At 69.5% G+C, this 26,010-nt stretch carries 22 protein-coding genes, 1 tRNA gene and 1 other RNA gene; 15 read left to right on the top strand and 9 right to left on the bottom strand.

Annotation, left to right across the window (positions count from 1 at the left end):
* Positions 1–10: 10 nt before the first annotated feature.
* Positions 11–1,480, bottom strand: a complete 1,470-nt coding sequence (locus tag JOE64_RS07225) for a hypothetical protein (RefSeq protein ID WP_204965117.1) — start codon at positions 1,478–1,480, stop codon at positions 11–13.
* 132 nt (positions 1,481–1,612) lie between these two features.
* Between JOE64_RS07225 and JOE64_RS07220 the strand changes: the two genes are divergently transcribed.
* Complete coding sequence (locus tag JOE64_RS07220; protein ID WP_204963628.1) at positions 1,613–2,323, top strand: DUF4191 domain-containing protein; 711 nt, start codon at positions 1,613–1,615, stop codon at positions 2,321–2,323.
* Between the two features lie 10 nt (positions 2,324–2,333).
* Positions 2,334–2,777 (top strand): SRPBCC family protein, encoded by a 444-nt coding sequence (locus JOE64_RS07215; RefSeq protein WP_204963627.1) that lies wholly within the window; start codon positions 2,334–2,336, stop codon positions 2,775–2,777.
* A gap of 3 nt (positions 2,778–2,780) precedes the next feature.
* On the opposite strand, the gene JOE64_RS07210 is transcribed toward JOE64_RS07215, so the two are convergent.
* Entirely contained in the window at positions 2,781–3,215 is a 435-nt protein-coding gene (locus JOE64_RS07210; protein ID WP_204963626.1) for an RDD family protein, read from the bottom strand.
* A gap of 130 nt (positions 3,216–3,345) precedes the next feature.
* On the opposite strand from JOE64_RS07210, the gene glnA reads away from it, so the two are divergent.
* Both glnA and JOE64_RS07200 read left to right on the top strand, forming a co-directional pair.
* The gene (glnA, locus tag JOE64_RS07205) at positions 3,346–4,770 is read left to right on the top strand and encodes a type I glutamate--ammonia ligase (RefSeq protein WP_204963625.1); all 1,425 of its coding nucleotides are present in this window, start codon (positions 3,346–3,348) and stop codon (positions 4,768–4,770) included.
* A 195-nt stretch (positions 4,771–4,965) separates the two neighbouring features.
* Positions 4,966–5,298 carry a YbjQ family protein gene (locus JOE64_RS07200; protein ID WP_204963624.1) on the top strand — a complete coding sequence of 111 codons (333 nt, stop codon included), beginning with the start codon at positions 4,966–4,968 and terminating at the stop codon, positions 5,296–5,298.
* Between the two features lie 53 nt (positions 5,299–5,351).
* Here JOE64_RS07200 and JOE64_RS07195 read toward each other — a convergent pair whose 3' ends face one another.
* The 3 genes from JOE64_RS07195 to JOE64_RS07185 form a co-directional block, all read right to left on the bottom strand.
* Positions 5,352–8,351 (bottom strand): bifunctional [glutamine synthetase] adenylyltransferase/[glutamine synthetase]-adenylyl-L-tyrosine phosphorylase, encoded by a 3,000-nt coding sequence (locus tag JOE64_RS07195; protein ID WP_204963623.1) that lies wholly within the window; start codon positions 8,349–8,351, stop codon positions 5,352–5,354.
* Positions 8,352–8,357: 6 nt separating this feature from the next.
* A complete protein-coding gene (locus tag JOE64_RS07190; protein ID WP_204963622.1) occupies positions 8,358–9,695 on the bottom strand; it encodes a glutamine synthetase family protein in 1,338 nt (445 codons plus the stop codon).
* An 89-nt stretch (positions 9,696–9,784) separates the two neighbouring features.
* Positions 9,785–9,970 carry an SPOR domain-containing protein gene (locus tag JOE64_RS07185; protein ID WP_204963621.1) on the bottom strand — a complete coding sequence of 62 codons (186 nt, stop codon included), beginning with the start codon at positions 9,968–9,970 and terminating at the stop codon, positions 9,785–9,787.
* 86 nt (positions 9,971–10,056) lie between these two features.
* Here JOE64_RS07185 and ppgK point away from each other — a divergent pair, with 86 nt between their 5' ends.
* The 3 genes from ppgK to JOE64_RS07170 all read left to right on the top strand — a co-directional run bounded on the left by ppgK (position 10,057) and on the right by JOE64_RS07170 (position 13,554).
* Complete coding sequence (ppgK, locus tag JOE64_RS07180; RefSeq protein WP_204963620.1) at positions 10,057–10,875, top strand: polyphosphate--glucose phosphotransferase; 819 nt, start codon at positions 10,057–10,059, stop codon at positions 10,873–10,875.
* Positions 10,876–10,990: 115 nt separating this feature from the next.
* Entirely contained in the window at positions 10,991–13,267 is a 2,277-nt protein-coding gene (gene helR / locus JOE64_RS07175; RefSeq protein ID WP_204963619.1) for an RNA polymerase recycling motor ATPase HelR, read from the top strand.
* A 95-nt stretch (positions 13,268–13,362) separates the two neighbouring features.
* Positions 13,363–13,554 carry a hypothetical protein gene (locus tag JOE64_RS07170; protein WP_204963618.1) on the top strand — a complete coding sequence of 64 codons (192 nt, stop codon included), beginning with the start codon at positions 13,363–13,365 and terminating at the stop codon, positions 13,552–13,554.
* Positions 13,555–13,556: 2 nt separating this feature from the next.
* On the opposite strand, the gene rnpB is transcribed toward JOE64_RS07170, so the two are convergent.
* From rnpB to JOE64_RS07155, 3 genes are all read right to left on the bottom strand, one after another.
* Positions 13,557–13,931, bottom strand: an RNA gene (gene rnpB, locus JOE64_RS07165) — RNase P RNA component class A.
* 41 nt (positions 13,932–13,972) lie between these two features.
* A complete protein-coding gene (locus JOE64_RS07160) occupies positions 13,973–15,688 on the bottom strand; it encodes a bifunctional 3'-5' exonuclease/DNA polymerase (RefSeq protein WP_204963617.1) in 1,716 nt (571 codons plus the stop codon).
* A gap of 13 nt (positions 15,689–15,701) precedes the next feature.
* A complete protein-coding gene (locus JOE64_RS07155) occupies positions 15,702–16,433 on the bottom strand; it encodes a zinc ribbon domain-containing protein (protein ID WP_204963616.1) in 732 nt (243 codons plus the stop codon).
* Between the two features lie 106 nt (positions 16,434–16,539).
* On the opposite strand from JOE64_RS07155, the gene JOE64_RS07150 reads away from it, so the two are divergent.
* The 3 genes from JOE64_RS07150 (at position 16,540) to JOE64_RS07140 (ending at position 18,711) form a co-directional block, all read left to right on the top strand.
* On the top strand, positions 16,540–18,042 hold the full coding sequence (locus tag JOE64_RS07150) for an amino acid permease (protein ID WP_204963615.1): 1,503 nt from the start codon (positions 16,540–16,542) through the stop codon (positions 18,040–18,042).
* A gap of 13 nt (positions 18,043–18,055) precedes the next feature.
* Positions 18,056–18,128 (top strand) — tRNA-Val (locus tag JOE64_RS07145).
* Between the two features lie 52 nt (positions 18,129–18,180).
* Entirely contained in the window at positions 18,181–18,711 is a 531-nt protein-coding gene (locus JOE64_RS07140; RefSeq protein ID WP_204963614.1) for a ClbS/DfsB family four-helix bundle protein, read from the top strand.
* Here JOE64_RS07140 and JOE64_RS07135 read toward each other — a convergent pair.
* The gene (locus tag JOE64_RS07135; RefSeq protein WP_204963613.1) at positions 18,708–19,502 is read right to left on the bottom strand and encodes an MOSC domain-containing protein; all 795 of its coding nucleotides are present in this window, start codon (positions 19,500–19,502) and stop codon (positions 18,708–18,710) included. The genes JOE64_RS07140 and JOE64_RS07135 overlap by 4 nt on opposite strands.
* 158 nt (positions 19,503–19,660) lie before the next feature.
* Here JOE64_RS07135 and aceE point away from each other — a divergent pair, with 158 nt between their 5' ends.
* The 5 genes from aceE to JOE64_RS07110 all read left to right on the top strand — a co-directional run bounded on the left by aceE (position 19,661) and on the right by JOE64_RS07110 (position 25,966).
* Positions 19,661–22,390 carry a pyruvate dehydrogenase (acetyl-transferring), homodimeric type gene (gene aceE / locus JOE64_RS07130; RefSeq protein ID WP_204963612.1) on the top strand — a complete coding sequence of 910 codons (2,730 nt, stop codon included), beginning with the start codon at positions 19,661–19,663 and terminating at the stop codon, positions 22,388–22,390.
* Between the two features lie 8 nt (positions 22,391–22,398).
* The gene (locus JOE64_RS07125; protein WP_204963611.1) at positions 22,399–23,610 is read left to right on the top strand and encodes a PucR family transcriptional regulator; all 1,212 of its coding nucleotides are present in this window, start codon (positions 22,399–22,401) and stop codon (positions 23,608–23,610) included.
* Between the two features lie 101 nt (positions 23,611–23,711).
* Positions 23,712–24,632, top strand: a complete 921-nt coding sequence (locus JOE64_RS07120; protein WP_204963610.1) for an ACP S-malonyltransferase — start codon at positions 23,712–23,714, stop codon at positions 24,630–24,632.
* The gene (locus JOE64_RS07115; protein ID WP_204963609.1) at positions 24,629–25,630 is read left to right on the top strand and encodes a beta-ketoacyl-ACP synthase III; all 1,002 of its coding nucleotides are present in this window, start codon (positions 24,629–24,631) and stop codon (positions 25,628–25,630) included. The genes JOE64_RS07120 and JOE64_RS07115 overlap by 4 nt, the downstream gene beginning before the upstream one ends.
* 87 nt (positions 25,631–25,717) lie before the next feature.
* Complete coding sequence (locus JOE64_RS07110) at positions 25,718–25,966, top strand: acyl carrier protein (protein WP_204963608.1); 249 nt, start codon at positions 25,718–25,720, stop codon at positions 25,964–25,966.
* Positions 25,967–26,010: the final 44 nt, after the last annotated feature.

The following is a 26,010-nucleotide window of genomic DNA, read 5'->3' as shown; positions in this document are numbered from 1 at the left end:
CATCCAGCGTTCATGGCTGGTCCGCGACGTCGTACACGTCGCGGACCAGCCATTTTCCGTTCTTGCTGACCATCACGAGGATCTGCGCAGCTCGTCCGCCGTCCTCGATCCGGAGGACGGCGATACCGCCGTACTCGTCGAGCAGGGTGACCTGCGTCGCGTCGGTGGCATGTGCGACGACGCCCTCGGGGAGTGCTCGGCCCGGTGTCTCGAAGACCTGCCCGCACGCGTCGACCGATGCGCAGTCGCGCAGCGCCGTCAACGCGACACGCGCTCCCGCCGCGGGATCGGCGCCGCCTGTCGGCTGTGCACTCGGTTCGCCGTGATCGTCCCCGGACGCCCGCGCTCCCTCGGTCCCAGGCGGGAAGGACGCCTCATCCTGCGCCGACGCCGAGGCCGAGGCCGACGCCGTCGGCGATGCCTCGGCCGGGTGCGAGCCGACCTCTGCGGCGTTCGCATCTCGGTCCGAGGGCGATGCGCCCGCATCGGGCCACGCGAGCCCGGCGATGATCACGACGACCCCGACGGCCGCCGCGACCGCCCAGGGTGCACGCCGACGGCTCGGCGCCCGCCCGCGGCCGTGAGCATCGCCCCGGTCACGCCCGGAAACCCGCCCCTCACGCGCGTGACCCTCACGCGCTTCGTCGCGACGAGACGTACGACGTCTCCGTGCCGCGACCCGGCGCTCTCGCTCACGTGACCACATCCCCCGCACCCGCGTCGATGTCGCCCCGACACTGCGCACCGCTCCCGTGACGCGTGACGCCCACTCGGCGTCGGTGAAGCGCCCCAACCAGGTCTCCGCAGTGTCGGCGAGAACCGCACCGTTCAACGAGTCGGCCCGACGGGGCACGGGCTCGCCGGTCAGCAGCGCGGTGAACGCATCAGAGCGTATGGACGCGTCGTGAAGCGCGGCCGGCTCGGCGACAGCGAACAGACGCTCTTCGCACTGCACGACATCCTCGTCGGCAACCCGCCGTGCGGCCATCAGCCGACTCGCGTCGTCGAGAGCGCGGCGCAACAGCGGCCCGGCGCCGACGGCGAGGCCCTCGATGATCTCGCCCGCCTCGTCCGCCCATGCGCGCGAACCGCCGACGGCGAGCACCGGGCGCCCGTCGGCGTCGATCCACCATTCTCCGGTGTCGGCGCCGTGCATCCGTGCCTCCTGCGCGGCACGGATCATGCTCACGGCGATCGTGACGATCGCGCCGGCGCGTCCACCCGCGTCGACGTCGCGCAGGCGTCGTGGACAGTGCGGCAGGATCGCCGCGTGTCCGTCACGCGTACGCGCGACGTCCCACGGCGCGAGAACATGACCACTCACCTCGAACCGCCATACGAGGTCGGGCACGTCACGCGCATCCACCCATACCGTCTGCGGATCGCCGGCGTGGAGCCGGCCGCCGTACGGCGCCTCGTTCGCGTCGAGAAGGCGCAGCGCACCGGGGTCGTCCAGAAGAGCGATCGGTGTGCCGGTCATGACGCGAGTGTGCCCGCGGCCGACCGCCAAGGGGGCCGCGCTCGACGCGTTTGGGGACGGTCCGCGCGATGGCCGGTCTGGGGAGGGCGGGATGCGTGGGTGATGCCAGCGCTCCAACGGTAGGCTGTCGGCATGGCATCCCGCAGTACCACTTCCGAGAAGCGCCCCGGGTTCTTCTCCCAGCTCCGTTCGCTCTATTCGTTCACGAAGGCGGAGTTCGCGTGGTTGCCGTGGCTGCTCATCGGCATCATCGTCGCCGGCATCGCGCTCGGCGTCGTCGTCGGATTCCTCATCCCGCCGCTGGCCGTGTGGAGCATCATCCTCTGGGGCATCACCGGGCTGCTGGTCGGCATCCTTGCGGCGATGATCGTCCTCACGCGCCTCTCCACGCGTGCGATGTACATCAAGCTGGATGGGATGCCGGGCGCATCGGGCCACGTCCTGTCGACGTCCCTCGGACGCAACTGGGTCGCCTCGGATATGCCCGTCGGCGTGAACCCGAAGTCGCAGGACGCCGTATACCGTGTGATCGGCCGCGGCGGGGTCGTGATCGTCGCCGAGGGCGCCCGTGGGCGCCTCACGCGACTCGTCAACGACGAGAAGATGAAGGTCCAGCGCGTCGCGTCGGGCGTTCCGATCCACGTCGTCTACGTCGGCCACGACGAGGGCGACGTGCCGATCTCGAAGCTCTCCGCCACGATCAAGGCGTTCCCGAAGAAGGTCGACCGCACCACGATGGCGGCCGTCGTCAAGCGCGTCGACTCCGTGTCGCAGTCGGTCACCTCCCTTCCGATCCCGAAGGGCATCGATCCGAATCGCGCACGCGCACCGCGGCCTCGGTGAGCCGGCGCGGGTGACCTCCTCATTCGAGCTGGTCACCCTCTCGTCCGCGCGCCCGGATGCCCTCTTCGGGATCTCTCTCGACATCGACGCGCACATCGCCTCGATGTCCTCGTCGGGCGAGCGCGCAGTCGCCGGGGTCGTCACCGGCCGGATCGGACCGGGCGAGACCGTGACCTGGCGCGCTCGGCATTTCGGGGTGTGGTTCTCGATGACCTCGAAAATCGTGGCCTACGAACCGAACGTGCGCTTCGTGGACGCGCAGGTACGCGGACCGTTCCGGACGTTCGTGCACGAGCACCGTTTCGAGGAGATACCCGGCGGCACGCGCATGATCGATGTGATCACCCTCGCCTCTCCCGTGTTCGGCGTCGTCGCCGAACGGCTCGTGCTGGTCCCCTACCTGCGGCGCCTCATCCAGCGACGCAATGCCCAGCTGGTCGCGGCGGTGGGCTGAGCCTCAGGCGCGCAGCAGCACGGTGCCGGCGGCTTTGTCGTGCAGGCCCCGCTGATCGGCGTCCCACACCACGGCGGGGATCACGATGCACAGCAGCACCGTTCGTACGATCGGGCGCCACGGTCCCACCCAGCCGCCGCCGACGAGGTGCAGACGCAATCCGAGCAGGCGGTGACCGGGCGTCCCCCCGAGGGTGGGGAGGAAAAGGACGTTGACCGCCGCGAACACCAGCATGGGTGCGAATTGCGTCGCTCCCGCCTCACTGGGCAACGCGAACTGGTTGTAGCCGAAGAACGCCATCGCCACGATCGTGGATGCCACGTAGTCGATCGCCAACGCCGCGATGCGGCGCCCCGGGCGGGCGATGCTGCCCGAGCCGGAGGCAGGCAACCCCAGGCGCTCGCCGGGGTACGAGTTCGAAGGCGAGGCATCCGTCACCGCCTCAGCCTACCGACGCGTGCGTAACATGCCCGAAACACGCGGGATACTGGTGAGCAACCGTCCCGCACTAGCGTCGAGACGAGCCTGGCCCCGTCAGGCGTGTTCCACACCCGATCTTGGAGACTCCATGTTCAAAGATTCATCCGAGGTGCTGAAGTACATCAAGGACGAGGACGTCAAGTTCCTCGACATCCGTTTCACGGACCTGCCTGGTGTGCAGCAGCACTTCAACATCCCCGCCTCGACCGTCGACGAGGAGTTCTTCACGGTCGGCCAGCTGTTCGACGGCTCGTCGATCCGCGGGTTCGCGAACATCCACGAGTCGGACATGCAGCTCATCCCCGACGTGTCGACGGCATACCTCGACCCGTTCCGTGAGGCGAAGACGCTGATCATGGTCTTCGACATCTACAACCCGCGCAACGGCGAGATCTACTCGAAGGACCCCCGCCAGGTCGCCAAGAAGGCCGAGAAGTACCTGGCCTCGACCGGCATCGCCGACACCGCGTTCTTCGCCCCCGAGGCGGAGTTCTACATCTTCGACGACGTCCGCTACGAAGTGAAGCAGAACGCCAGCTTCTACAGCGTCGACTCCGAAGAGGGCGCGTGGAACACCGGCCGCGCCGAAGAGGGCGGCAACCTCGGCAACAAGACCCCCTACAAGGGCGGCTACTTCCCCGTCTCCCCCGTCGACAAGACGGCGGACCTCCGCGACGACATCTCGCTGCACCTCATCGAGTCGGGCCTCATCCTCGAGCGCGCCCACCACGAGGTCGGCACCGGTGGTCAGCAGGAGATCAACTACCGCTTCGACACGATGGTGCACTCGGCGGACGACATCCTGAAGTTCAAGTACATCGTCAAGAACGTCGCCGAGCAGTGGGGCAAGGTCGCGACCTTCATGCCCAAGCCGCTCTTCGGCGACAACGGATCGGGCATGCACACCCACCAGTCGCTGTGGCTGAACGGCGAGCCCCTCTTCTACGACGAGAAGGGCTACGGCGGACTGTCGGACATCGCGCGCTGGTACATCGGCGGCCTCCTCGCGCACGCCCCCGCGGTGCTCGCGTTCACCAACCCGACGCTGAACTCGTACAAGCGTCTGGTCAAGGGCTACGAGGCTCCGGTCAACCTGGTGTACTCGGCCGGCAACCGCTCCGCCGCGATCCGCATCCCGATCACGGGCTCGAACCCGAAGGCCAAGCGCATCGAGTTCCGCGCTCCGGATGCCTCGGGCAACCCGTACCTCGCGTTCGCCGCCCAGATGATGGCGGGCCTCGACGGCATCAAGAACCGCATCGAGCCTCACGAGCCGGTCGACAAGGACCTCTACGAGCTGCCGCCCGAGGAGGCCAAGAACATCCCCCAGGTGCCGAACTCGCTGCTCGACTCGCTCGACGCCCTGCGCGCCGACCACGAGTTCCTGCTGGCCGGCGGCGTGTTCACGCCCGAGCTGATCGAGACCTGGATCGAGTACAAGATCGAGAACGAGATCAAGCCGCTCGCCGCGCGCCCGCACCCGTTCGAGTACGAGCTGTACTTCGGCGTCTGATCTCAGCGCATGAGAAGAGCCCGTCGGCGTCCTGCCGGCGGGCTCTTCTCATAGGCACTTCCCATCGCGTCATCGGCACTTCCGATCGCGGCGGATGCCCCGGCATCCGTAGGATCGTGGCGGCACCCCCTGCGCGCCACCTCGGTGACAGGACACGAGCCCCGCAGAGACGATCCCCACAGAGACGAGGTCACGATGTTCGCCGTCACCACCAACGACGTGCCCGGCTACCGCATCACCAAGGTGCTCGGGGAGGTGATGGGTCTGACCGTGCGCTCCGCGAACTTCGGTCAGAATTTCACGGCCGGGTTCCGCTCCCTCGCCGGTGGCGAGATGCCCGAGTACACCAAGGTCATCTACGAGTCGCGCTTCGAGGTCATGGAACGCATGTGGACCGAGGCTCAGCAGCGCGGGGGCAACGCGGTGGTCGCGATGCGCTTCGACTCGGGCTCGATCGGCAACTTCACCGAGTTCTGTGCGTACGGCACCGCGGTGGTCGTCGAGCCGATCGATCCGCCCCAGGCCTGAACCCGTCCGCACCCGATCTCAGCGCATCGTGCCGGCGGACGTCGAGGCCCACGTCAGCCGTAGAAGAGCTTCTCGAAGTCGCGCCGGGCGCGTCGGGCGGTGCGCAACCACTCCTCCTCGACCAGAGTCGCCGAGCGTGGCGGATACTCCAGCAGGCGCCCGATGCCGTCGAGCTTGCTCCGATCGGTGGGCAGCACGTCGCTCGTCTGCCCCGACAGCAGAGTGTTCGCCGAGCGCAACCGGCTCGCCAGGCGCCACGACGTGGCGAGGCGCTCGGCGGGGGCATCCGTCACGAGTCCCGCCGCTCGCGCGGCCTCCAAGGCCCCGAGCGTCGAGGTCGTCCGCAATCCGGGCACGCGGTGGGCGTGCTCGTGCTGCCAGATCTGCACGAGCCACTCCACGTCGCTGAGCCCGCCCGGCCCGAGCTTGAGGTGCCGTGAGCGGTCGGCGCCCTGGGCAAGACGCTCGTTCTCGACGCGCGCTTTGATGCGCTTGATCTCGCGGAGGTCCTGTAGGGCGACGCGTGCCGGGTATCGCACGTCGTCGGCCAGTGCCATGAAGCGGCCGATCAGCTTCACGCTGCCCGCGACGCCCCGCGCGCGGAGCAGCGCCTGCGCCTCCCACGACAGCGACCAGCGACGGTAATACTCGGCGTACGACTCGAGGGAGCGCACGAGCGGACCGTTGCGCCCCTCCGGGCGGAGGTCCGCGTCGAGATCGAACGGCACCCGGTGGTCCTCGGAATAGGTGCGCAGACCAGCGACCAGCTGCAGCGACAGCGTGTGCGCACGCTGGGGGTCGATGCCGTTGGGGTCGTAGACGTAGAGAACGTCCGCGTCCGATCCGAATCCGAGCTCGCCTCCCCCGAACCGACCCATCGCGATGACGGAGAAGTCGAGCGCAGCGTCCTCGGGCGGCACCACCTCACGGCGCACGGCGCGCAGCGTCGCCTGGATCGTGACCTCGCTCACGGTCGTGAGTCCGTCCGCCAGCTCGTCGATCGTCAGCGTGCCGAGCACGGCACCGAAAGCGAGGCGCAGCAGCTCGCGCCGCCGCAGCGCCCGCACGGCGTTCATCGCCTCACGCGCCGTCTCGTGCCGCGTCTGGATCGCGCGCGCCTCCTCCTGCAGAGCGTGGCCCGAGCGAGGGCGGATAAGTTCTTCGGAATCGAGCCAGGCGACCGATTCGGGAATCCACTCCATAAGCTCGCCGATGTACCGCGACCCCGACAGCACCCGAGTGAGGCGCTCGGCCGCCCCCGACGAGTCGCGCAGCATCCGCAGGAACCACGGGGTGTCCCCCAGCCGCTCGCTGACACGACGGAAAGCGAGCAGGCCGTAGTCGGGATCGACCCCGTCGGCGAACCAGCGGATCATGACGGGCATGAGGTGGCGCTGGATCGTCGCCTTGCGGCTGAGTCCGCCGGTGAGGGCGCCGATGTGGCGCAGAGCGCCCGCAGGATCCCGGAATCCGATGGCGGCGAGGCGGTCGTGCGCCTGCGTCGTCGAGAGCTGCTGCTCTTCGGCGGGAAGAGCGGCCACCGCCGAGAGCAGGGGGCGGTAGAAGAGCCGCACGTGGATCTCGCGGACTTCGCGCTTGATCCCCTCCCACAGCGTCCACACCGCGGCGCCGTCCGGCGCAAGCCGGGACGCGCGCGCGAGCACGCGCAGCCCGTCGGGGTTCTGCGGCATGAGGTGGGTGCGACGCAGATCGCGCAACTGCATCCGATGCTCGAGCACCCGCAGCATCCGATAGTCGCGTGCGAACGTCGCCGCATCGGAGCGACCGATGTACCCCTCGGCGACCAGCGCCTCCACGGCATCCAGCGTGCCCCGCTGCCGGATGCGGTCATCGGTGAGCCCGTGCACGAGCTGCAGCAGCTGCACGGTGAACTCGATGTCGCGGATGCCCCCCGGTCCGAGCTTCAGCTGGTAGGCGACCTCGCCGGCGGGGATGAAGTCGGTCACGCGCTCGCGCATGCGCTGCACGCTGTCGACGAAGTTCTCGCGCGCCGCGCTCGTCCACACCTTCGGCTGCACGGCGGCGACGTACGCCTCTCCGAGAGCCCGATCGCCGGCGAGCGGGCGGGCCTTCAGGAGGGCTTGGAACTCCCAGCTCTTCGCCCACCGGTCGTAGTACGAGAGGTGCGAGTCGAGGCTTCGTACGAGCGCGCCCTGCTTGCCCTCGGGCCGCAGGTTGGCGTCGACCTCCCACAGCGGCGGCTCGATCTCCATGCCCGAGATGCCGCGCATCGTCTGCACCGCGAGGCGGGTGGCGATGTCGATGACACGACTCTCGCCGATCTCCTCGGTGAGGTCGTCGGATGCCCCGCCGACGAAGATCACGTCGACGTCGCTCACATAGTTGAGCTCCCGGGCGCCGGTCTTGCCCATACCGATGATGGCGAGCTGCGTGCCCGCGACCTGAGCACGCGGGAACAGTCCGGCGCCCACGCCCCCGCCGGCGACGCGCGTGCGCGCGACGCACAGGGATGCCTCCAGCGCCGCACCGGCGGCGTCCGCCAGGGCCGCGGCGACATCGGGGAGCACCTCGACCGGGTCGGTTGCGCCCAGGTCGTACGCGGCGATCCGCGCCAGCAGCCGCCGGTAGCGCACGCGGAGCGAGACCCAGGCGCCCTCGTCGCCGTGACGGGCGAATCCGTCGTCATCGGCATCGACCGCCTCGCGCAGCTCGGCCACCATCTCCTCCGCCGTCGGCAGCGATCCGCCGGGGCCCGGAACGTGGGCGAGCTCCTCCGGGTGGCGGAGGAAGAAGTCGGCGAATCCGCTCGATGCCCCTACGAGCAGCCAGATCGTCGGCCCCACGCGTCGCATCGCGTCAGCGACGGCGGCGGAGTCCCGCCGTGCGATGCGCGCCAGGGCGCCCAACGCCGCATCAGGGTCGGCTGCGGCATCCGCGCCCACCAGCATCTCGTGACGAGCCAGTGCGAGCTCCTCGACGAGCTCGCCGAGCAGCCGGTCCGCCTCGCCGAGATCGCCGAATCCGTCCCGAGCGAGCTCGATACGCGTCGAGGTGCGCTCGCCTCCCGCCATGGCGGCCTAGAGCATCTCCAGGTTGCTCTGCAGCTCGAACGGCGTCACCTGGGCGCGGTACTCCTGCCATTCGCGACGCTTGTTGAGCAGCACGTAGTTGAAGACCTGCTCGCCGAGGGTCTCTGCAACCAGCTCCGACTCCTCCATGTACTCCAGAGCGTGGTCGAGGCTCGCCGGCAGCGGCGCGTAACCGAGGGCACGACGCTCCGAGTCGGTCAGCGACCACACGTTGTCCTCGGCCTCGGGCGGGAGCTCGTAGCCCTCCTCGATGCCCTTCAGGCCCGCCGCGAGCAGCAGGGCGTAGGCGAGGTACGGGTTCGCGGCGGAATCGAGCGCGCGGTACTCGACGCGCGTCGACTGCCCCTTGTTGGGCTTGTACATCGGGACGCGCACGAGAGCGGAGCGGTTGTTGTGGCCCCAGCAGATGAAGCTGGGCGCTTCGTCGCCGCCCCAGAGCCGCTTGTAGGAGTTCACGAACTGGTTGGTGACGGCGGCGATCTCGTTCGCGTGCGTGAGAAGTCCCGCGATGAAGTGGCGGCCGGTCTTGGAGAGCTGGTACTGCCCGCCCTCTTCGAAGAACGCGTTCTGGTCGCCCTCGAACAGCGACATGTGCGTGTGCATACCGCTGCCCGGCTTGCCCGAGAGTGGTTTGGGCATGAACGTCGCGTAGACGCCCTGCTCGATCGCGACCTCTTTCACGACCGTGCGGAACGTCATGATGTTGTCGGCCGTGGCGAGCGCATCGGCGTACCGCAGGTCGATCTCGTTCTGGCCGGGGCCGCCCTCGTGGTGGCTGTACTCCACAGAGATGCCGAGGTCTTCCAGCATCCGGACGCTCCGCCGACGGAAGTCGTGCGCGGTCCCTCCGGGGACGTTGTCGAAATACCCCGCGGAGTCGACCGGCTCGGGCCCGTCCGGACCGTACGCCGAGGACTTGAGCAGGTAGAACTCGATCTCGGGATGCGTGTAGAAGGTGAAGCCGTTGTCGGCGGCCTTCGCGAGCGTGCGCTTGAGCACGTGACGCGGGTCGGCGACCGCGGGCTGACCGTCAGGCGTCGTGATGTCGCAGAACATCCGCGCCGTCGGATCGATCTCACCGCGCCACGGCAGCGTCTGGAACGTCGTCGGATCGGGGTGGGCGAGAAGGTCCGATTCGTACGAGCGCGTGAGTCCCTCGATCGCCGATCCGTCGAAGCCGAGCCCCTCGGTGAAGGCTCCCTCGACCTCGGCCGGCGCGATCGCGACGGACTTGAGAGTGCCGATCACGTCCGTGAACCAGAGGCGGACGAACTTGATCCCCCGCTCCTCGATCGTGCGCAGTACGAAGTCCCGCTGCTTGTCCATCGTGTCCTCTCACACACGGCCTCGCGGACGAGACCGAACCGAAGGCCAGACTATCTGGCCGAAGTGTCCGTTCCGTGCTCGCTCTCGCCTCAGGCGTCGTCTTCGGCGTCCTCGTCGGACCAGGCGCGGGAGCGCTCTGCGAGCAGCTTCGGGGCGTTCGCGGCCTCTTCCTCGGTATCGAACGGGCCCGCACGGTCGATGGCCGGCGACTCGAAGCCGCGCTCGACCGCGCCGGTGGTGAGGTTGTACCAGAACTTGTCTTCGCCGGCGGACATCGCGGGCTCCTTCCGTGGAGATCAGTCCGATCCTAACGACCGCGTCGACGGGCGGGCAGAGGGTACGACCTGGATAGGCTGAGGACATGACGACGAAGGCGACCCGTGCGGTCGGAGTGGACATCGGCGGCACCGGCATCAAGGGTGCCCTCGTAGACCTGGAGGCCGGAGTCCTCCTCAGCGACCGGGTCAAGGTTCCGACGCCGAAGGGAGCCGAACCCGACGACGTGCTGAAGGCCGTCCGCACCGTACTCGACACTCTGGGCGTGACCGATGCCGACATCCCCCTCGGTGTGGCTTTTCCGGCCATCGTGAAGCACGGTCGGACACTCTCGGCCGCCAACGTCGCCGACACGTGGATCGGCTTCGAAGCCGAGAAGTTCTTCGAGGACGGTCTCGGACGCGAAATCCACTTCGCGAACGATGCGGACGTCGCCGGACTCGCCGAGGCGCGCTACGGAGCGGCACGTGGGGTCGACGGGCTCGTTCTGCTGACGACGCTCGGCACCGGGATCGGGACGGCGATGCTCCACAACGGGGTGCTGATCCCGAACGCGGAACTCGGCCACCTGCCGCGGGCCGACAAGTCGACCGATTTCGAGGCGTGGGCGGCGTACTCCGCAGTGGAGCGCGAGGAGCTCAGCTGGCCGAAGTGGGCGAAGCGCCTGCAGTCCTACTACAGCACGCTCGAGTTCCTGCTCAGCCCCGACCTGTTCATCGTCGGCGGCGGCGTGTCGAAGCACTCCGACCAGTTCCTGCCGCTGCTCGACCTGCAGACGCCGATCGTTCCCGCCGTCCATCGCAACAACGCCGGCATCATCGGAGCGGCGGCACTGGGCCTGGCGCATGAAACGGGCACAGAGGCCGAGGACGCCGCACGAGACATCGTCGGCACCACCGACTGAGGATCTCTCCCTCTCCATTATCGCTCGGCGGACGGGGCTTGCCGCAAGGCCCCCCTGCTGAGGCAGAATCGCTGGTCGCGCCCGGGTTCGGGGCGCGCGGCGAGAGGAGATCCCGATGGAGACCAGTACTGCGGGCGGGAGCGTGTTCGACCTGCCGGAGCGGCTTCGGGCGAAGGGCGATGTCCGGCTGATCCAGGACGACGAGCGAGCGTTCGGACGCCTCCGCGCAGCCCTCGCCGACACCGTCGCCGACGCCGAGAGCCGACTCGACCGCGCGCGGCGACAGCGCGTCACGGGCGGGCAGGAGGCCCTCGACCGCGACCTCGACATTCAGCGCCTCAGCCGCCGTCTTCGCATCCTGCGCCGCTTCGGCGTCGATGCCTGCGTCGGACGCATCGACCCGGTCGACGGGGAGCCCGTGCGCATCGGGCGCTTCGGAGTGGCGGATGCCGACGGCACACGCCTGCTCGTGGACTGGCGCGCGCCGGCCGCCGAACGCTACTTCGCGGCGAGCCACGGCGATCCCATGGGCGTGTCGAGCCGCCGCCGGTACCGATGGCTGCGGGGCCGGATCGTCGACTACTGGGACGAGGTGTTCGTCGACGACGGCATCGATCACCGCGCCGCGCTCGACGACCAATCCGCCTTCATCGCGAGTCTCGGTCAGTCGCGTACCCCGAAGATGCGCGACGTGCTCGCGACGATCCAGTCGGACCAGGACGCCACCATCCGCGCCGGCTCCGACGGAGCGCTCGTGGTCGACGGAGGACCGGGCACAGGCAAGACCGTGGTGGCGCTGCACCGAGCGGCGTACCTTCTCTACGCGGACGCCCGGCTGCAGGGCGGGCGCGGCGGCCTGCTGTTCATCGGACCGCACCGCCCGTACATCGACTACATCGACGATGTCCTGCCGAGCCTCGGCGAGGAAGGTGCTCGGGTCGCGACACCCGCCGATCTGGTCACCGGCGGACAGGACGCACGCGAAGAGAACGACCCCGCAGTCCGCCGCCTCAAGAGCGATGCGCGCATCGCGGCAGCGGTCGAACGAGCCGTGCGACTGTGGCAGCACCCCCCGACGCGCGCGACGTCCGTACCCACGCACTGGGGACCGGTGCGTCTGAGCGCCGCGCAGTGCAGCGGGGTGTTCGAGGCATCCGACGGCGCCCTCTCGCACAACGAGCTGCGCATCGAGGCCTGGGATCGCTTCCTCGACATCGTCGCCGACCGCATCGGCGATCTGCGGCGCGATTCAGAGGCCGATCCGATATCGGAGCGGTGGTCGCAGGGATGGGGCGAGGCGACCCCCGCCGACGAGACGTGGCTCGACGCCGTGTCACGGGAGGGCGACTTCGACGCGTACGGGGCGGACGACGAAGTCGACGCTCCCGTCCGGATGACGCTCGAGGCCGACTCCGAGCTACGGGCCCGCTTCGACGCGTTCTGGCCTCTGCTCGACCCGGACGCGCTGCTGCGCGGGCTCTGGCGGTCGGGCGCGATGCTCCGTGCGTGCGCGCCGTGGCTGGGCGAGGCGGACATCGCCGCGCTGACGGCGGCCGGCGCCCAGGGAGCGGGATGGACCGACGTCGACCTTCCCGCCCTCGATGTCGCACGCACTCTCGTGGGCGATCCGTCCGTCGAGGTGCGTGAGCGGCGGCGGCGGGCGGAAGCGGAGGCGGAACGCGAGATCCGTGACGCTGTGCGTGACGACCTCATCGCCTCGGACGACAGCGACATGCGCATCATGGGGATGCTCCGGGGCCAGGATCTGCGCCGCACGCTCGCCGCACCCGACGAGCGTGCCCTCGATCCCTTCGCCGGGCCCTTCGCCCACATCGTCGTCGATGAGGCGCAGGAGCTCTCCGATGCGCAGTGGCAGATGCTCGTGCGTCGGTGCCCGTCGCGCAGTTTCACGATCGTCGGCGATCGTGCGCAGGCCCGCCACGGGTTCCCCGAGTCGTGGGCGAACCGGCTGGCCCGCGTCGGACTGGATCGCGTCAGGGTCGCGACGCTCACGGTCAACTACCGCACGCCCGCCGAGGTGATGGATGTCGCCGGCCCCGTCATCCGTGCGGTCCTGCCCGATGCGAATGTGCCCGGCGCCGTCCGCTCCTCCGGTCTGCCCGTGCGCGAGGGCGCCGTCTCGGAACTGACCAGCGTGCTCGACGACTGGGAAGCGGCGCACCCCGACGGGATCGCCGTCGTCATCGGCGCCCCCTGGTTCGACGGACGCGAGCGGGTGCGCTCGCTGAGCCCGGTGCTCGTGAAGGGCCTCGAGTTCGACCTGGTCGTCATCGTGGACCCCGAGGGCTGGGGATCGGGGGTCACGGGCGCCGTCGATCGGTATGTCGCCATGACCCGCGCCACCGGCGAGCTCGTGCTGCTGCGGTCGTGAGCCGCCCGGCCCGCACCGCAGAGCCGGACGCCGTGCTCGACATCTCCGCCGCACGGCGGAGGCGGCCTGCCTTGAGGCCCGCGTAGCGTGAGGACATGTCCACTATCGAATCCCTCTCGCGGGCCTCGGTCGGGGTCCTTCTCGGCATCGTCATCGGTGCGCTCGTCGGAGTGCTCGCGGCGAACGCGATCGTCGGCGTCATCATCGCGTGCATCGCCGCCGTGGCATGCGCCGCAGTGCTCGTCGCGCGGGAGCGTCGGCGCGGCGGTCACGACGCGCGTCGGTGAGGCGAATGGGCCGGCCTGTACGCCGGGTTCTGTCCGGGGGCGTGAGCCCCGTGGACGGTCATCTCTCTCGGCGACACGTTGCCGTGCCGCTCCAGCGGTCTACCCGGGGACTCGGCGAGCCGCGTCGGCATCCCCTGTCTGACCTTGCTCCGGGCGAGGTTTACCATGCGGGTCGTGTCACCACGACCCCGGTGGTCTCTTACACCACCCTTTCACCCTTACCCCGACTCCCGGCGAGCGGGAGATCGAGGCGGTCTGCTCTCTGTGGCACTGTCTCGCGGATTGCTCCGGGTGGGTGTTACCCACCGCCCTGCCCTGTGGAGCCCGGACGTTCCTCGGTGCGGATCACTCCGCCACGCGACCGTCCAGCCGACCCATTCGCGTGGCCAGTCTACCGGGGGCGACGCCCCGGAGACCGTCACGTCTTCGCGGCATCCTGAGCGATCCGCAGGTCGAGGGGGAAATCGATCGGGAACCCGCCGAAGAGCAGGTGCGCGGCACGCGCAGCGGATTCCCGCACCATCGCTGCGACCTGGTCGGCGAGCTCTGCGGGGCTGTGCACGATGATCTCGTCGTGCAGGAAGAAGCACAGATGCGGCCGACGCGAGAAGACGGGGCCGGATGCCTCCGCCGGGGTCCCCGCCTGAGGTGCGATCTCGGCCAGGCTCCCTCGAAGGTCCGCGAGCCACGCGAGCGCCCACTCTGCGGCGGTGCCCTGCACGACGAAGTTGCGCGTGAACCGCCCGCGATCACGCGCCGAGCGACGCGCACGATCGCGGTCGGTCTCCGAGGCATCCGGCGCACCGGCACGGTCCTGCACGGCGTGCCATTCCGCGGGCGGCGGCGGAGCGGATCTGCCGAGCCAGGTGCTGACGACGCCGCCCTCTTCGCCCGTGCGCGCCGCCGCATCTACGAGACCCATCGCGCGCGGGTAGGCCCGCCGCAGCGCGGGAACGAGCCGCCCGCTGTCACCCGTCGTCGCGCCGTACATGGCGCCGAGCATCGCGATCTTGGCCTCGGCGCGGCTGGGCACGGTCCCCGCCGCCACGAGCCCGTCGTAAAGGTCTCGCCCCCGCGCAGCATCGGCGAGGGAGACGTCGCCGGAGATCGCGGCGAGTACCCGCGGCTCCAGCTGCGCGACGTCGGCCACCACGAGCACCCACCCGGGGTCGGCGTGCACCGCCGGGCGCAGCTGGCGGGGCAGCTGCAGCGCACCGCCGCCCGACGACGCCCACCGCCCGGTGACGACCCCGCCGGGAACGTACACGGGCCGAAACCTGCCGTCGCCAGCCCACTCGTCGAGCCAGGCCCATCCGTTGGCGCTCGCGAGTCGGGTCAGCTTCTTGTACTGGAGGAGCGGCGCGATCGCGGGGTGGTCGTAGTCGGCGAGCTCCCATCGACTCGTCGAGCGTGCAAGGACACCCACCCGGTGCAGACTCCGCAGGAGCTTCGGCTGCGAGTCGAGGCTGGCCGTCGGGTCGCCGAGGGCCGTGCGGACGTCGGCGCCGAGTTCACGCACCCGTTCGGGAACGGCGCCCGCCGCAGGGCGCGCCCCGAGCGTCTCGGTGAGGATCGCCTCGTGCACGGCACGGCTCCACGGCAGGCCCGCCGCGTGGAGCTCCGCCGCGAGAAGCCCACCCGCCGACTCGGCGGCGAGCAGCAGACGCAGGCGTGACGGGTCGGATGCCGCGGCGACGGCCACCTGCTGACGGGCGAACTCCGCGAGCACCGCCGCGATGTCGTCCGGCACCCCACGCATGCGGTCGCCGAGGTCGTCGAGGTCGAACAAACCCGGGTCCCGAACACTCGTCCCGTCGACAGCAGGCGCATCCCAGTCGCTCGGGGAACGCAGTTCCGGTGCCGTGACGAGCTCGCTCGACCGCACGATCGCCCGGCAGAGGCGCAGATCGTGGCAGCGGGCGACGGTGACACCGGCATCCAGCAGCTCGGGATACCACCGCGCCGTGTCGCTCCACACCCAGCGCACGGCCGCGTCGCTCGCCGTCACCGCCTCGCGCCACTCCATGGGGCTGCACCACCGGCGTGCGGTTTCGGCGCCGGCCTCATCGAGATCGACGACGACGACGCGCTCGCCGTCGTGCGCGACGACGCGCCATCGCGGCGACGCCCTCATCTGCTCGGCGGGGTCACAGACCCGATTCGTCGGTGCGGATGAGGATGCCGCCGCACTCGGGGCACATCACGACATCGTCATCGGCGGCCTGACGCAGCGTCTGCAGGTCGGTGCCGGAGAGCACCATGTGGCACCCTTCGCACGTGCGACGGCGCAGAAGACCGGCGCCCACGCCGCGCGCGGCGAGGCGATCGTAGAGGTCGAGCAGCTCCGCCGGGACCGTCGCGGCCACGGCCTGGCGGTCTCGCGCCGCCGCCTCCCCGTCCGCGGTGGCCCGCGCGACGGCGGCCTTGCCTTCGGCGCTCAGTCGTGCGCCCTCCTCGTTGGTCGCGGCGATCACCGCTTCCTGCGCGGCCACCGCCGCGTCCGACGTCTCAAGCCGCTCCATGAGCTCCAGCTCGGCGTCTTCGAGGTCGCCCTTGCGCTTGGCGAGCGACGCGAGCTCGCGTTCGAGGCCCTGCGCCTCCTTCGGGTTCGAGGTCGCCGCCAGTCGCTCGGCGTCGCGCGCCACGCGCGCATCGACGAGCGAGACATCCGACTCGAGCCGGGCGAGTTCGGCGCGCGCGTCGTCGCGCTCCCCCAGAAGACGCGTGAGCTCTGCGGACTGCGTCTGACGCTGCGTCAGCAGCTCGGCGACGCGCGCCGACTGCCCGGGGTTGCGACGCTGATGGTCGGCGACACGGATCGTCGCGTCGAGTCGTGCGAGATCGAGCAGGAGCAGCTGGTCGGCGGGACGGGCTTTCACCTCACCAACCTATCGTTTCCCCGGGCGTACGGCCCCCGCTCACGCAACGATGGCGCTAGCATGTGGTCCCCGGGACGCCTGCCGGGCACTCGACGAAGAGAGCAACATGAGCGTCATGCGCACCAAGTCGATCGAACGATCGCTCGCCGACACCGAGGAGCCGGAGTTCCGGCTGAAGAAATCGCTGTCCGCCCTCGACCTCACCGTCTTCGGGGTCGGCGTCGTCATCGGCGCCGGCATCTTCACCCTCACCGGCCGGGCGGCGCACGAGGTCGCCGGGCCCGCGATCGTCGTGAGCTTCGTGGTCGCCGCGATCGCCTGCGCCCTCGCGGCCATGTGCTATGCGGAGTTCGCCTCCACGGTTCCCGTCTCGGGGTCGGCGTACACCTTCTCGTACGCCTCGCTCGGCGAGCTGTTCGCATGGATCATCGGGTGGGATCTGATCCTGGAGATGTTCCTCGGGGCGAGCGTGGTCGCCCAAGGCTGGAGCGCCTACCTGGGCGTGCTGCTGCAGCAGCTCGGCGCACCGATCCCCGCCGCCATCGGGTACGGCGGCACGGTCGATGTCATGGCGATCCTGCTGGTCGTCGTGCTCGGCGCGCTGATGACGCTCGGGATCCGCGAGTCGATGCGCGTGAACCTCGTGCTGGTGGGCGTGAAGCTGTTCATCGTGCTGTTCGTGATCGTCGCGGGCATCCTCTTCATCAACCCCGCGAACTACTCCCCCTTCGTTCCCGACGCGGCACCGCGCGAGACAGCGACCGGGCTCACTCAGCCCCTCCTGCAGTTCCTGTCGGGGATCGAGCCGATGGCCTTCGGCGTCGGCGGCATCTTCGCGGGTGCCGCGCTCGTGTTCTTCGCGTACATCGGGTTCGACGTGGTCGCGACCACGGCGGAGGAGACGAAGAACCCCCAGCGCGACATGCCGATCGGCATCATCGCCTCGCTCGCGATCTGCACCCTGCTCTACTGCGCGGTCGCCCTCGTCGTCACGGGCATGGTCCGCTACGACCAACTGGATCCCGCCGCCGCACTGGCGAACGCATTCGCCCACCACGGTCAGACATGGATGGCGACCGTCATCTCCGCGGGCGCCGTGGCCGGACTCACGACGGTCGTTCTGACCCTGCTCATCGGAGCGACGCGCATCATCTTCGCGATGGCGCGCGATCACCTGCTCCCCGCCGGGCTCGCCAAGGTCCACCCGACACGCCGGACGCCCTGGGTCATCTCGGTCATCGTGACGGTCATCGTGGCGGTCGTCGCCGGCGTCACACCGGTCGGAGTGCTGGAGGAGATGGTGAACATCGGCACGCTCTCGGCCTTCGTCCTGGTCTCCGTCGGCGTCGTCGTGCTTCGCCGCACCCGTCCGGACCTGACGCGCGGGTTCCGCGTGCCCTGGAGTCCATTCCTGCCGATCCTGTCGGCAGCGATCTGCACCTACCTGATGCTGAACCTCACCGTCGAGACATGGCTGCGCTTTCTCATCTGGCTGGTCGTCGGCTTCGTGATCTACGCCACCTACTCGCACCGCCACTCGCGCCTCGGGAAGGACGACGGTGCGTACCTCGACCCCGCCCTGCCGCGCGTCGTGGGTCGCGACTCTTAGACTGGAGCGGTCAGGGCCTTTAGCTCAGCTGGTAGAGCGCCACGTTTACACCGTGGATGTCGTCGGTTCGATCCCGGCAGGGCCCACATCGGTTCCGGAAACCACGACGGGATCCGGGGGATCCGGAGGAGGATCGGCATGGCCGTCCCGCAGAGCAAGGCGGAACTCACGCGCGCGGTGACCGACGGGTACGACCGGATGGTCGACGACCTCCAACGGGTACCTGCGGATGCCGTGCGCGAGCTGACGATGCCGGGCCACGCACAGGGCACGCTGATGTCCCCAGCGGACCTCGTCGCGTATCTCATCGGATGGAACGAGCTGGTCCTGTCCTGGCACGCACAGCGCGCCGCCGGGGTCGAACCCGCTTTCCCCGCCGAGGGGTACCGATGGAATCAGCTCGGCGAGCTCGCCGGAAGCTTCTACACGCAGTGCGCCGACCTCTCCTGGAGCGAGCTGCTCGATCGATTCGACCGCGCAGAGAAGGCGATCCTCGCCCTCATCGACAGGCTCGACGATGCTGCGCTCTACGGCGCCCCGTGGTACGGCACGCATACGGCCGGCCGCATGATCCAGTTCAACACCTCGTCTCCCTACGCCAACGCCCGCACGCGGCTGCGGCGGTGGTTGCGCGAGCGCGAGGCGGCCGAACACGCTGCGGGCCGCTAGAGGACCGCCACCTCGTCACCGACGCGGACCACCCCACCGCCCGTGAACGGGAGCAGCAGTCGGCCGAGCGTCGGCTTCTGCTGGTCGAACCGACGCGTCAGTGTCGTGAGGACCGGGGCGTCGCGCTCCCCCGTGTCAGGATCGGCATGGGTGGCGAGGCACCGCACGATCGGTCCCTGCGGCGCGAACGTCACGTCGCCGATGCGCACCGCGCCGGTCCAGTCGAGCTCCGAGAAGGCCTCGGCTCCGGCGATGACGATGTTGGAGCGGAAGCGACGGTCGTCGATGGATGCCGGCAGAACGGCATCCAGCGCCTCCGCACTCTCCCGCGTGTGCACCGACACGAAGCCGCGCGGGCGGTCCTGGAAGCGCGAGGTGACGCCGTCCCCGACGAGGACGAGCGGCAGCCGGCCGGGGGCGTGGAGACGCTCGGCCTCGGGCGAGGCGAGCACGAACTCGGTGACGGCGGCGGCGAGGTCGCGACGACCGGCCCCATCGAGCCCTGCCTCGACGAGAGTCCGGGTTCCGGAGGCCACACGCACCCGCCGCACGTGCTCGTCATAGGTGACCTCGAGCCGCGCCAGCGCGGGGAAATCCTGCAGCGCGAGGCCTTTGGACTTCGGCCAGTAGTCGAGCCCGTCGCGCTCCTCGGGGTGTGTCGCGTCCGCGAAGCGGAAGGCCAGAACGCGGTCCCCGCCGATGCGCCCGTCTTCCTGCACGGTGAGCTCTGCGCGGCACTCCGGCGTGAACCCTTTGACGGGATGGCGGTACAGAGCGACGACCTGAGGCACCTCGTCAGTCTGACATCGGATCCGTTCGCGCACCGGCATCCGTGGTGCTCCGGATTGTGACTAGGCTGATCCAGGACGTGTTGTCGACGCTGCACAAAGCCGCGCGCGCCCGCAGCCCCCATCCCTGGCACGATCTGCCAGATGACGAAAGGTGTCTCGTGACGGTCAACGATCAGGATCCGTACTCGCAGGGCCCGCAGGACAGCGATCCCGAAGAGACGCACGAGTGGCAGGAATCGCTCCAGCAGCTCGTCGACAGCAAGGGCGCAGGCCGTGGTCGCGAGATCATGCTCAGCCTGCTGAACAAGTCGCACGAGCTGCAGCTCAACGTGCCGCAGGTGCCGGTCACCGACTACATCAACACGATCGCCCCGGAGAACGAGCCCGAGTTCCCCGGTGACGAGGAGCTGGAGCGCCGCTACCGCCGGTGGATCCGCTGGAACGCCGCGATCACGGTGCACCGCGCCCAGCGTCCGGGCATCGGCGTGGGCGGCCACATCTCGACCTACGCGTCGTCGGCGTCGCTGTACGAAGTCGGCTTCAACCACTTCTTCAAGGGCCTGGACGACCCGTCCGGCGGCGACCAGATCTTCATCCAGGGTCACGCCTCCCCCGGCATCTACGCGCGCTCGTTCCTCGAGGGTCGCCTGTCCGCGGACCAGCTCGACGGCTTCCGTCAGGAGAAGTCGCGCGCGCCGCACGGCATCCCCTCGTACCCGCACCCGCGCCTCATGCCCGAGTACTGGCAGTTCCCGACGGTGTCGATGGGTCTCGGTCCCATCAACGCCATCTACCAGGCGATGACCAACAAGTACCTCGCCAACCGCGGTATCAAGGACCTGGGCGATTCGCACGTCTGGGCCTTCCTCGGCGACGGCGAGATGGACGAGGTCGAGTCGCGCGGTCAGCTGCAGGTCGCAGCGAACGAGGGCCTGGACAACCTGACCTTCGTGGTCAACTGCAACCTGCAGCGCCTCGACGGTCCGGTGCGCGGCAACGGCAAGATCATCCAGGAGCTCGAGGCGTTCTTCCGCGGAGCGGGCTGGAACGTCATCAAGGTCGTGTGGGGTCGCGGCTGGGACGAGCTGCTCGACGTCGACACCGACGGAGCGCTCGTACGGCTCATGAACACGACCCCCGACGGCGACTTCCAGACGTACCGCGCCGAGGACGGCACCTTCATCCGCAACCACTTCTTCGGTCGCGACGAGCGCACCGCCGCGATGGTGGCCGACTGGTCGGACGAGGACATCTGGGGCAAGCTGCGCCGCGGCGGCCTCGACTACCAGAAGCTCTACGCCGCGTACAAGGCGGCTACGGAGCACAAGGGTCAGCCCACGGTCATCCTCGCCAAGACCATCAAGGGATACGGCCTCGGTCACCACTTCGAGGGTCGCAACGCGACCCACCAGATGAAGAAGATGACCCTCGACGACCTCAAGCACTTCCGCGACTCGATGCGGATCCCCGTCAGCGACGCGCAGCTCGAGGAGAACCCGTACCAGCCGCCGTACTTCCACCCCGGCGCCGAGGACGAGACCATCCAGTACATGGTCGAGAAGCGTCGCGCCCTGGGTGGCTTCCTGCCCGAGCGTCGCACGCACCACGTGCCGATCACCCTGCCCGACGACAGCGCCTACGCGCTGCCGAAGAAGGGTTCGGGCACGCAGGAGATCGCCACGACGATGGCCTTCGTCCGTCTGCTGAAGGACCTCCTGCGCGCCAAGGACTTCGGCCACCGGATCGTGCCCATCATCCCCGACGAGGCCCGCACGTTCGGCGTCGACGCGTTCTTCCCGACCGCGAAGATCTACAACCCGAACGGCCAGAACTACACCTCGGTCGACCGGGAGCTGCTGCTCGCCTACAAGGAGAGCCCGCAGGGTCAGATCATGCACGTCGGCATCAACGAGGCGGGCGCCCTCGCAGCCTTCACCGGCACGGGCACCTCGTACTCGACGCACGGCGAGCCGCTGATCCCGGTCTACCTCTTCTACTCGATGTTCGGGTTCCAGCGCACAGGCGACGCCCAGTGGGCCGCCGGTGACCAGATGGCGCGCGGTTTCATCATGGGCGCGACGGCGGGGCGCACGACGCTGACGGGTGAAGGCCTGCAGCACGCCGACGGCCACTCGCACCTGCTGGCGTCGACGAACCCGGCGACCGTGTCGTACGACCCCGCCTACGGGTACGAGATCGCACACATCGTGCGTTCCGGCATCGAGCGCATGTACGGCGGCAACCACCCCGACCCGAACGTCATGTATTACATCACGCTGTACAACGAGCCGCTCGTGCAGCCGGCCGAGCCCGAGGGCGTCGATGTCGAGGGCATCATCCGAGGCATCCACCGCATCTCCGAAGGAGACGGCGACGGGCACCGCGTGCAGCTGTTCGCCTCGGGCGTCGGCGTGCCGTGGGCTCTCGAGGCCCAGCACCTGCTGCGCGAGGACTGGGGCGTGGTCGCCGACGTCTGGTCGGTGACGAGCTGGACGGAGCTGCGCCGCGACGGTCTCGCCGCCGACGAGCACAACTTCCTGCACCCGACGGACGAGCCGCGCACCGCGTACCTGACGCAGAAGCTGCAGGGCACGGCCGGTCCGGTCGTCGCCGTCAGCGACTACATGCACGCCGTGCAGGACCAGATCCGTCCGTGGGTGCCGAACCGCTACGTCACGCTGGGCGCCGACGGCTTCGGGTTCTCGGACACCCGCGCCGCCGCTCGTCGGTTCTTCAAGATCGACGGTCCCTCGGTCGTGGTGCGCGCCCTGCAGGCGCTCGCCGAGGAAGGCGTCGTCGATCGCTCGCTGTCCGTCCAGGCCATCGAGAAGTACCGCCTGCACGACGTCAACGCCGGCACCAGCGGCAACGCCGGGGGCGAGAGCTGACCGACGCGATGCCCGCCCGCCCCACCCCGCAGGAGAAAGCGGAGACCCTCGCCTGGTTGCGTCGGATCTCCGGAGATCTTGCAACGGCGACCATCAAGCGGCTCGAAGAGTCGCTGCCGTGGTACGCCGACATGCCGCCGGCCCGTCGGTCGTCGGTGGGTCTCGTGGCGCAGGCGGGCATCGCCTCGTTCATCCAGTGGTACGACGATCCCCAGTCCACCCCCTGGATCGCGGCGGACATCTTCGCCGCCGCCCCACGTGAGCTGTTGCGCAGCGTCAGCCTCACGCAGACGCTCCAGCTGATCCGCGTCACGGTCGCCGTGACCGAGGAGCGTGTCGCCGGGCGCGCCGAAGATCTGCGCGAGAGCATCCTGCTCTTTTCGCGAGAGGTGGCCTTCGCTTCGGCCGATGTGTACGCCCGCGCCGCCGAGGCGAGGGGGCTGTGGGATGCCCGTCTCGAAGCACTCGTCGTCGACTCGATCCTCACGGGCGAAGCCGACGAAGAGCTGCCGAGCAGGATCGCGGCCCTCGGATGGCACGGTCACGGCGAAGTCGCCGTCCTCGTCGGGACCACTCCCGCGCAGTTCGACGTCGACCAGCTGCGCCGGATCGCGCGCAAGATGGGCGTCGACGTGCTGATCGGCGTGCAGGGATCGCGGCTCGTGCTGGTGATCGGGCGTGCGGACGCCCCGACGCCGGACGAACGGCGCGACGTCCTCCCCTTCCTCGAGATCGCCACTCGCCTCGAGCCGGGTTTCGGTGCGGGCCATCTCGTGCTCGGTCCCACCGTGCCCGCCCTCGTCGACGCCGGTCAGAGCGCCCGCGCCGCCCTCGCGGGTTTCGCCGTCGCCGCAGCCTGGCGCAGCGCACCGCGTCCGGTCGAAGCCGACGACCTGCTTCCCGAGCGCGCACTGGCCGGTGACAGCGCCGCGAAGGCCACGCTCGTCGAGCGCATCTACCGCCCCCTCCAGGCGCACTCATCCGATCTCGTGACGACACTGTGGAGCTATCTGGACAACGGCCGGTCCCTCGAGGCCACGGCGCGGGAACTCTTCGTGCACCCCAACACCGTGCGCTACCGGCTCAAGCGCGTCTCGGATGTCATCGGGTGGGACGCCACCGGCCCGCGCGAGGCGTTGATCCTGCAGACGGCCCTCATCATCGGATCGATCGGCACGGAAGTGACCCGACGGCGAGGCGGAGCACGCCGCACGCCGTGAGCGTCCGCACTTTGTGATTCTGTGCGCCACAGACAAGGGTTCGGCCTTTTTCTGTGACGTCTCCCCCAGCACGCGCCCCGAGAACTTGGCAGGATAGAGCAGTGATCATCACCGTCTTCCCCGGACAAGGGTCTCAGACCCCCGGCTTCCTCGAACCATGGCTCGCCCTCGAGGGAGTGCGTGACCGGCTCGAGCGGTACTCCGTGGACAGCGACATCGACCTCGTCGCCGCCGGCACGGAGTGGGACGCCGATCGCATCCGCGACACGCAGGTGGCGCAGCCGCTCATCGTCGCCGCCAGCCTGCTGTCGTACGCCGCGCTGACGCAAGCCGCCGGAACCAGTCCTGCGGGCGTCGCCGGCCATTCGGTCGGCGAGGTCGCCGCCCTCGTCGCCGCCGGAGTGATCTCCGAGACCGACGGGATGCGCCTGGTGGGCCTGCGCGGGCGGGCGATGGCCGAGGCTGCCGCGGCGGAGCAGACCGGTATGAGCGCGATCCTCGGCGGCGACCGCGACGCCGTGCTCGCACGCCTGGGTGAACTCGACCTCACCCCCGCGAACCACAACGGCGCCGGTCAGATCGTCGCCGCGGGCGCACTCCCCCCTCTGGCCGCCCTCGCCGAGGCTCCCGTCGCCGGCTCGCGCGTCATCCCCCTGCAAGTCGCCGGCGCGTTCCACACCCGCTACATGGCGCCAGCCGTCGACGCCCTCCAGGCCGCCGCAGCGGAGGTCACGGCATCCGATCCCGCGCTCACGCTCTGGACGAACCATGACGGCAGTGTCGTTCGTTCGGGACGCGACGCCCTGGATCTGCTCGTCCAGCAGGTCGCCTCGCCCGTGCGGTGGGACCTATGCATGGAGTCGTTCGCCGCGAGCGGCGTCACCGGCATCATCGAACTGGCGCCGGCCGGCACCCTCGTCGGACTCGCGAAGCGGGCCCTGCGCGGAGTGCCCACCGTCGCCGTGAAAACCCCCGACGATCTGGCGGCCGCGGCCGCTCTGCTGACAGGAGAAGCCGCGTGAGCATCGCGATCACCCAGCCGACCGGCCCCGCCCACACGCGCATCTACGCCTACGGCGCGGCCCGCGGCGAGAACGCCGTGCCCAACGACGACATCGTGGGGCCCATCAACTCCAGCGACGAGTGGATCCGCCAGCGCACCGGCATCGTGACGCGCGTCCGCGCGAACGCCGAGACCTCGGCGATCGATCTCGCCGCTGCTGCCGCGGCCGAGGCGGTCTCCCGCTCGGGCATCGCCCCCGAGAAGATCGACGCCGTCATCGTCGCGACGATCTCGAACCCGAAGCAGACGCCGTCGGTGTCGGCGATCGTCGCGGACCGCATCGGAGCGAACCCCGCCGCCGCGTACGACATCAACGCCGCATGCGCCGGCTTCGCCTACGGCGTCGCACAGGCGGATGCGCTCATCCGCGCCGGCGCGGCGCACTACGCGGTCGTCGTCGGTGCCGAGAAGCTCAGTGACGTCATCGACCCGACCGATCGATCGATCTCGTTCCTGCTCGGCGACGGTGCCGGCGCCGCCGTGGTCGGCCCCAGCGACATCGCGGGCATCGGGCCCACGGTCTGGGGATCGGACGGATCCAAGTCGGATGCCGTGGGCATGAACCACACGCTCGTCGAGTTCCGCGACGGTCTCGCGCCGTGGCCGACGCTCCGCCAGGAAGGGCCGACCGTGTTCCGCTGGGCCGTCTGGGAGATGGTGAAGGTCGCCCGGCAGGCCATCGAGGCCGCCGGCATCGAGGCATCCGATCTGGCCGCGTTCGTCCCGCACCAGGCGAACATGCGCATCATCGACGAGTTCGCCAAGCAGCTCGGCCTTCCCGACACGGTCATCATCGGTCGCGACATCGAGACGACCGGGAACACGTCCGCCGCCTCGATCCCCCTCGCCACCCACCGTCTGCTGGAGGAGCACCCGGAGCTCTCCGGCGGACTCGCCCTGCAGATCGGCTTCGGTGCCGGACTCGTGTTCGGCGCGCAGGTCATCGTCCTCCCGTGAGCGCTCGCAGCTCACACCTAGACTGATCCCCGGACCCGGCCGGGTCGCATTCCCATCCCGTACAACCCGACACACAAGGAGAATCCCATGGCATTCAGCAACGACGAGGTCCTCGCAGGGCTCGCCGAGCTCATCACCGACGAGACGGGCATCGCCGCCGACGAGGTCGCTCTGGAGAAGTCGTTCACGGACGACCTCGACATCGACTCGATCTCGATGATGACGATCGTCGTCAACGCCGAGGAGAAGTTCGGCGTGACGATCCCCGACGAAGAGGTCAAGAACCTCAAGACGGTCGGCGACGCCGTCACCTTCATCACCACCAACCAGGCCTGACAACCCCCTGCAGGCGGCCTTGATCGCTGACGGTGGGGGCCCAC

Origin of the sequence: Microbacterium dextranolyticum (assembly GCF_016907295.1) — a bacterium.
In the GTDB taxonomy this organism is placed as follows: Bacteria; Actinomycetota; Actinomycetes; order Actinomycetales; family Microbacteriaceae; genus Microbacterium; species Microbacterium dextranolyticum.
The sequence above is the reverse complement of the archived record's forward strand: the minus strand, read 5'-3'. Positions and strand labels throughout refer to the sequence as shown.

Excerpts from the sequence above, each read along its gene's own strand:
- JOE64_RS07225 (WP_204965117.1), bottom strand. The coding sequence starts at position 1,480 with ATGACCGGCACACCGATCGCTCTTCTGGACGACCCCGGTGCGCTGCGC.
- JOE64_RS07220 (WP_204963628.1), top strand. The coding sequence starts at position 1,613 with ATGGCATCCCGCAGTACCACTTCCGAGAAGCGCCCCGGGTTCTTCTCC.
- glnA (WP_204963625.1), top strand. The coding sequence starts at position 3,346 with ATGTTCAAAGATTCATCCGAGGTGCTGAAGTACATCAAGGACGAGGAC.
- JOE64_RS07200 (WP_204963624.1), top strand. The coding sequence starts at position 4,966 with ATGTTCGCCGTCACCACCAACGACGTGCCCGGCTACCGCATCACCAAG.
- JOE64_RS07195 (WP_204963623.1), bottom strand. The coding sequence starts at position 8,351 with ATGGCGGGAGGCGAGCGCACCTCGACGCGTATCGAGCTCGCTCGGGAC.
- JOE64_RS07190 (WP_204963622.1), bottom strand. The coding sequence starts at position 9,695 with ATGGACAAGCAGCGGGACTTCGTACTGCGCACGATCGAGGAGCGGGGG.
- JOE64_RS07185 (WP_204963621.1), bottom strand. The coding sequence starts at position 9,970 with ATGTCCGCCGGCGAAGACAAGTTCTGGTACAACCTCACCACCGGCGCG.
- ppgK (WP_204963620.1), top strand. The coding sequence starts at position 10,057 with ATGACGACGAAGGCGACCCGTGCGGTCGGAGTGGACATCGGCGGCACC.
- helR (WP_204963619.1), top strand. The coding sequence starts at position 10,991 with ATGGAGACCAGTACTGCGGGCGGGAGCGTGTTCGACCTGCCGGAGCGG.
- JOE64_RS07170 (WP_204963618.1), top strand. The coding sequence starts at position 13,363 with ATGTCCACTATCGAATCCCTCTCGCGGGCCTCGGTCGGGGTCCTTCTC.
- JOE64_RS07160 (WP_204963617.1), bottom strand. The coding sequence starts at position 15,688 with ATGAGGGCGTCGCCGCGATGGCGCGTCGTCGCGCACGACGGCGAGCGC.
- JOE64_RS07150 (WP_204963615.1), top strand. The coding sequence starts at position 16,540 with ATGAGCGTCATGCGCACCAAGTCGATCGAACGATCGCTCGCCGACACC.
- JOE64_RS07140 (WP_204963614.1), top strand. The coding sequence starts at position 18,181 with ATGGCCGTCCCGCAGAGCAAGGCGGAACTCACGCGCGCGGTGACCGAC.
- JOE64_RS07125 (WP_204963611.1), top strand. The coding sequence starts at position 22,399 with ATGCCCGCCCGCCCCACCCCGCAGGAGAAAGCGGAGACCCTCGCCTGG.
- JOE64_RS07110 (WP_204963608.1), top strand. The coding sequence starts at position 25,718 with ATGGCATTCAGCAACGACGAGGTCCTCGCAGGGCTCGCCGAGCTCATC.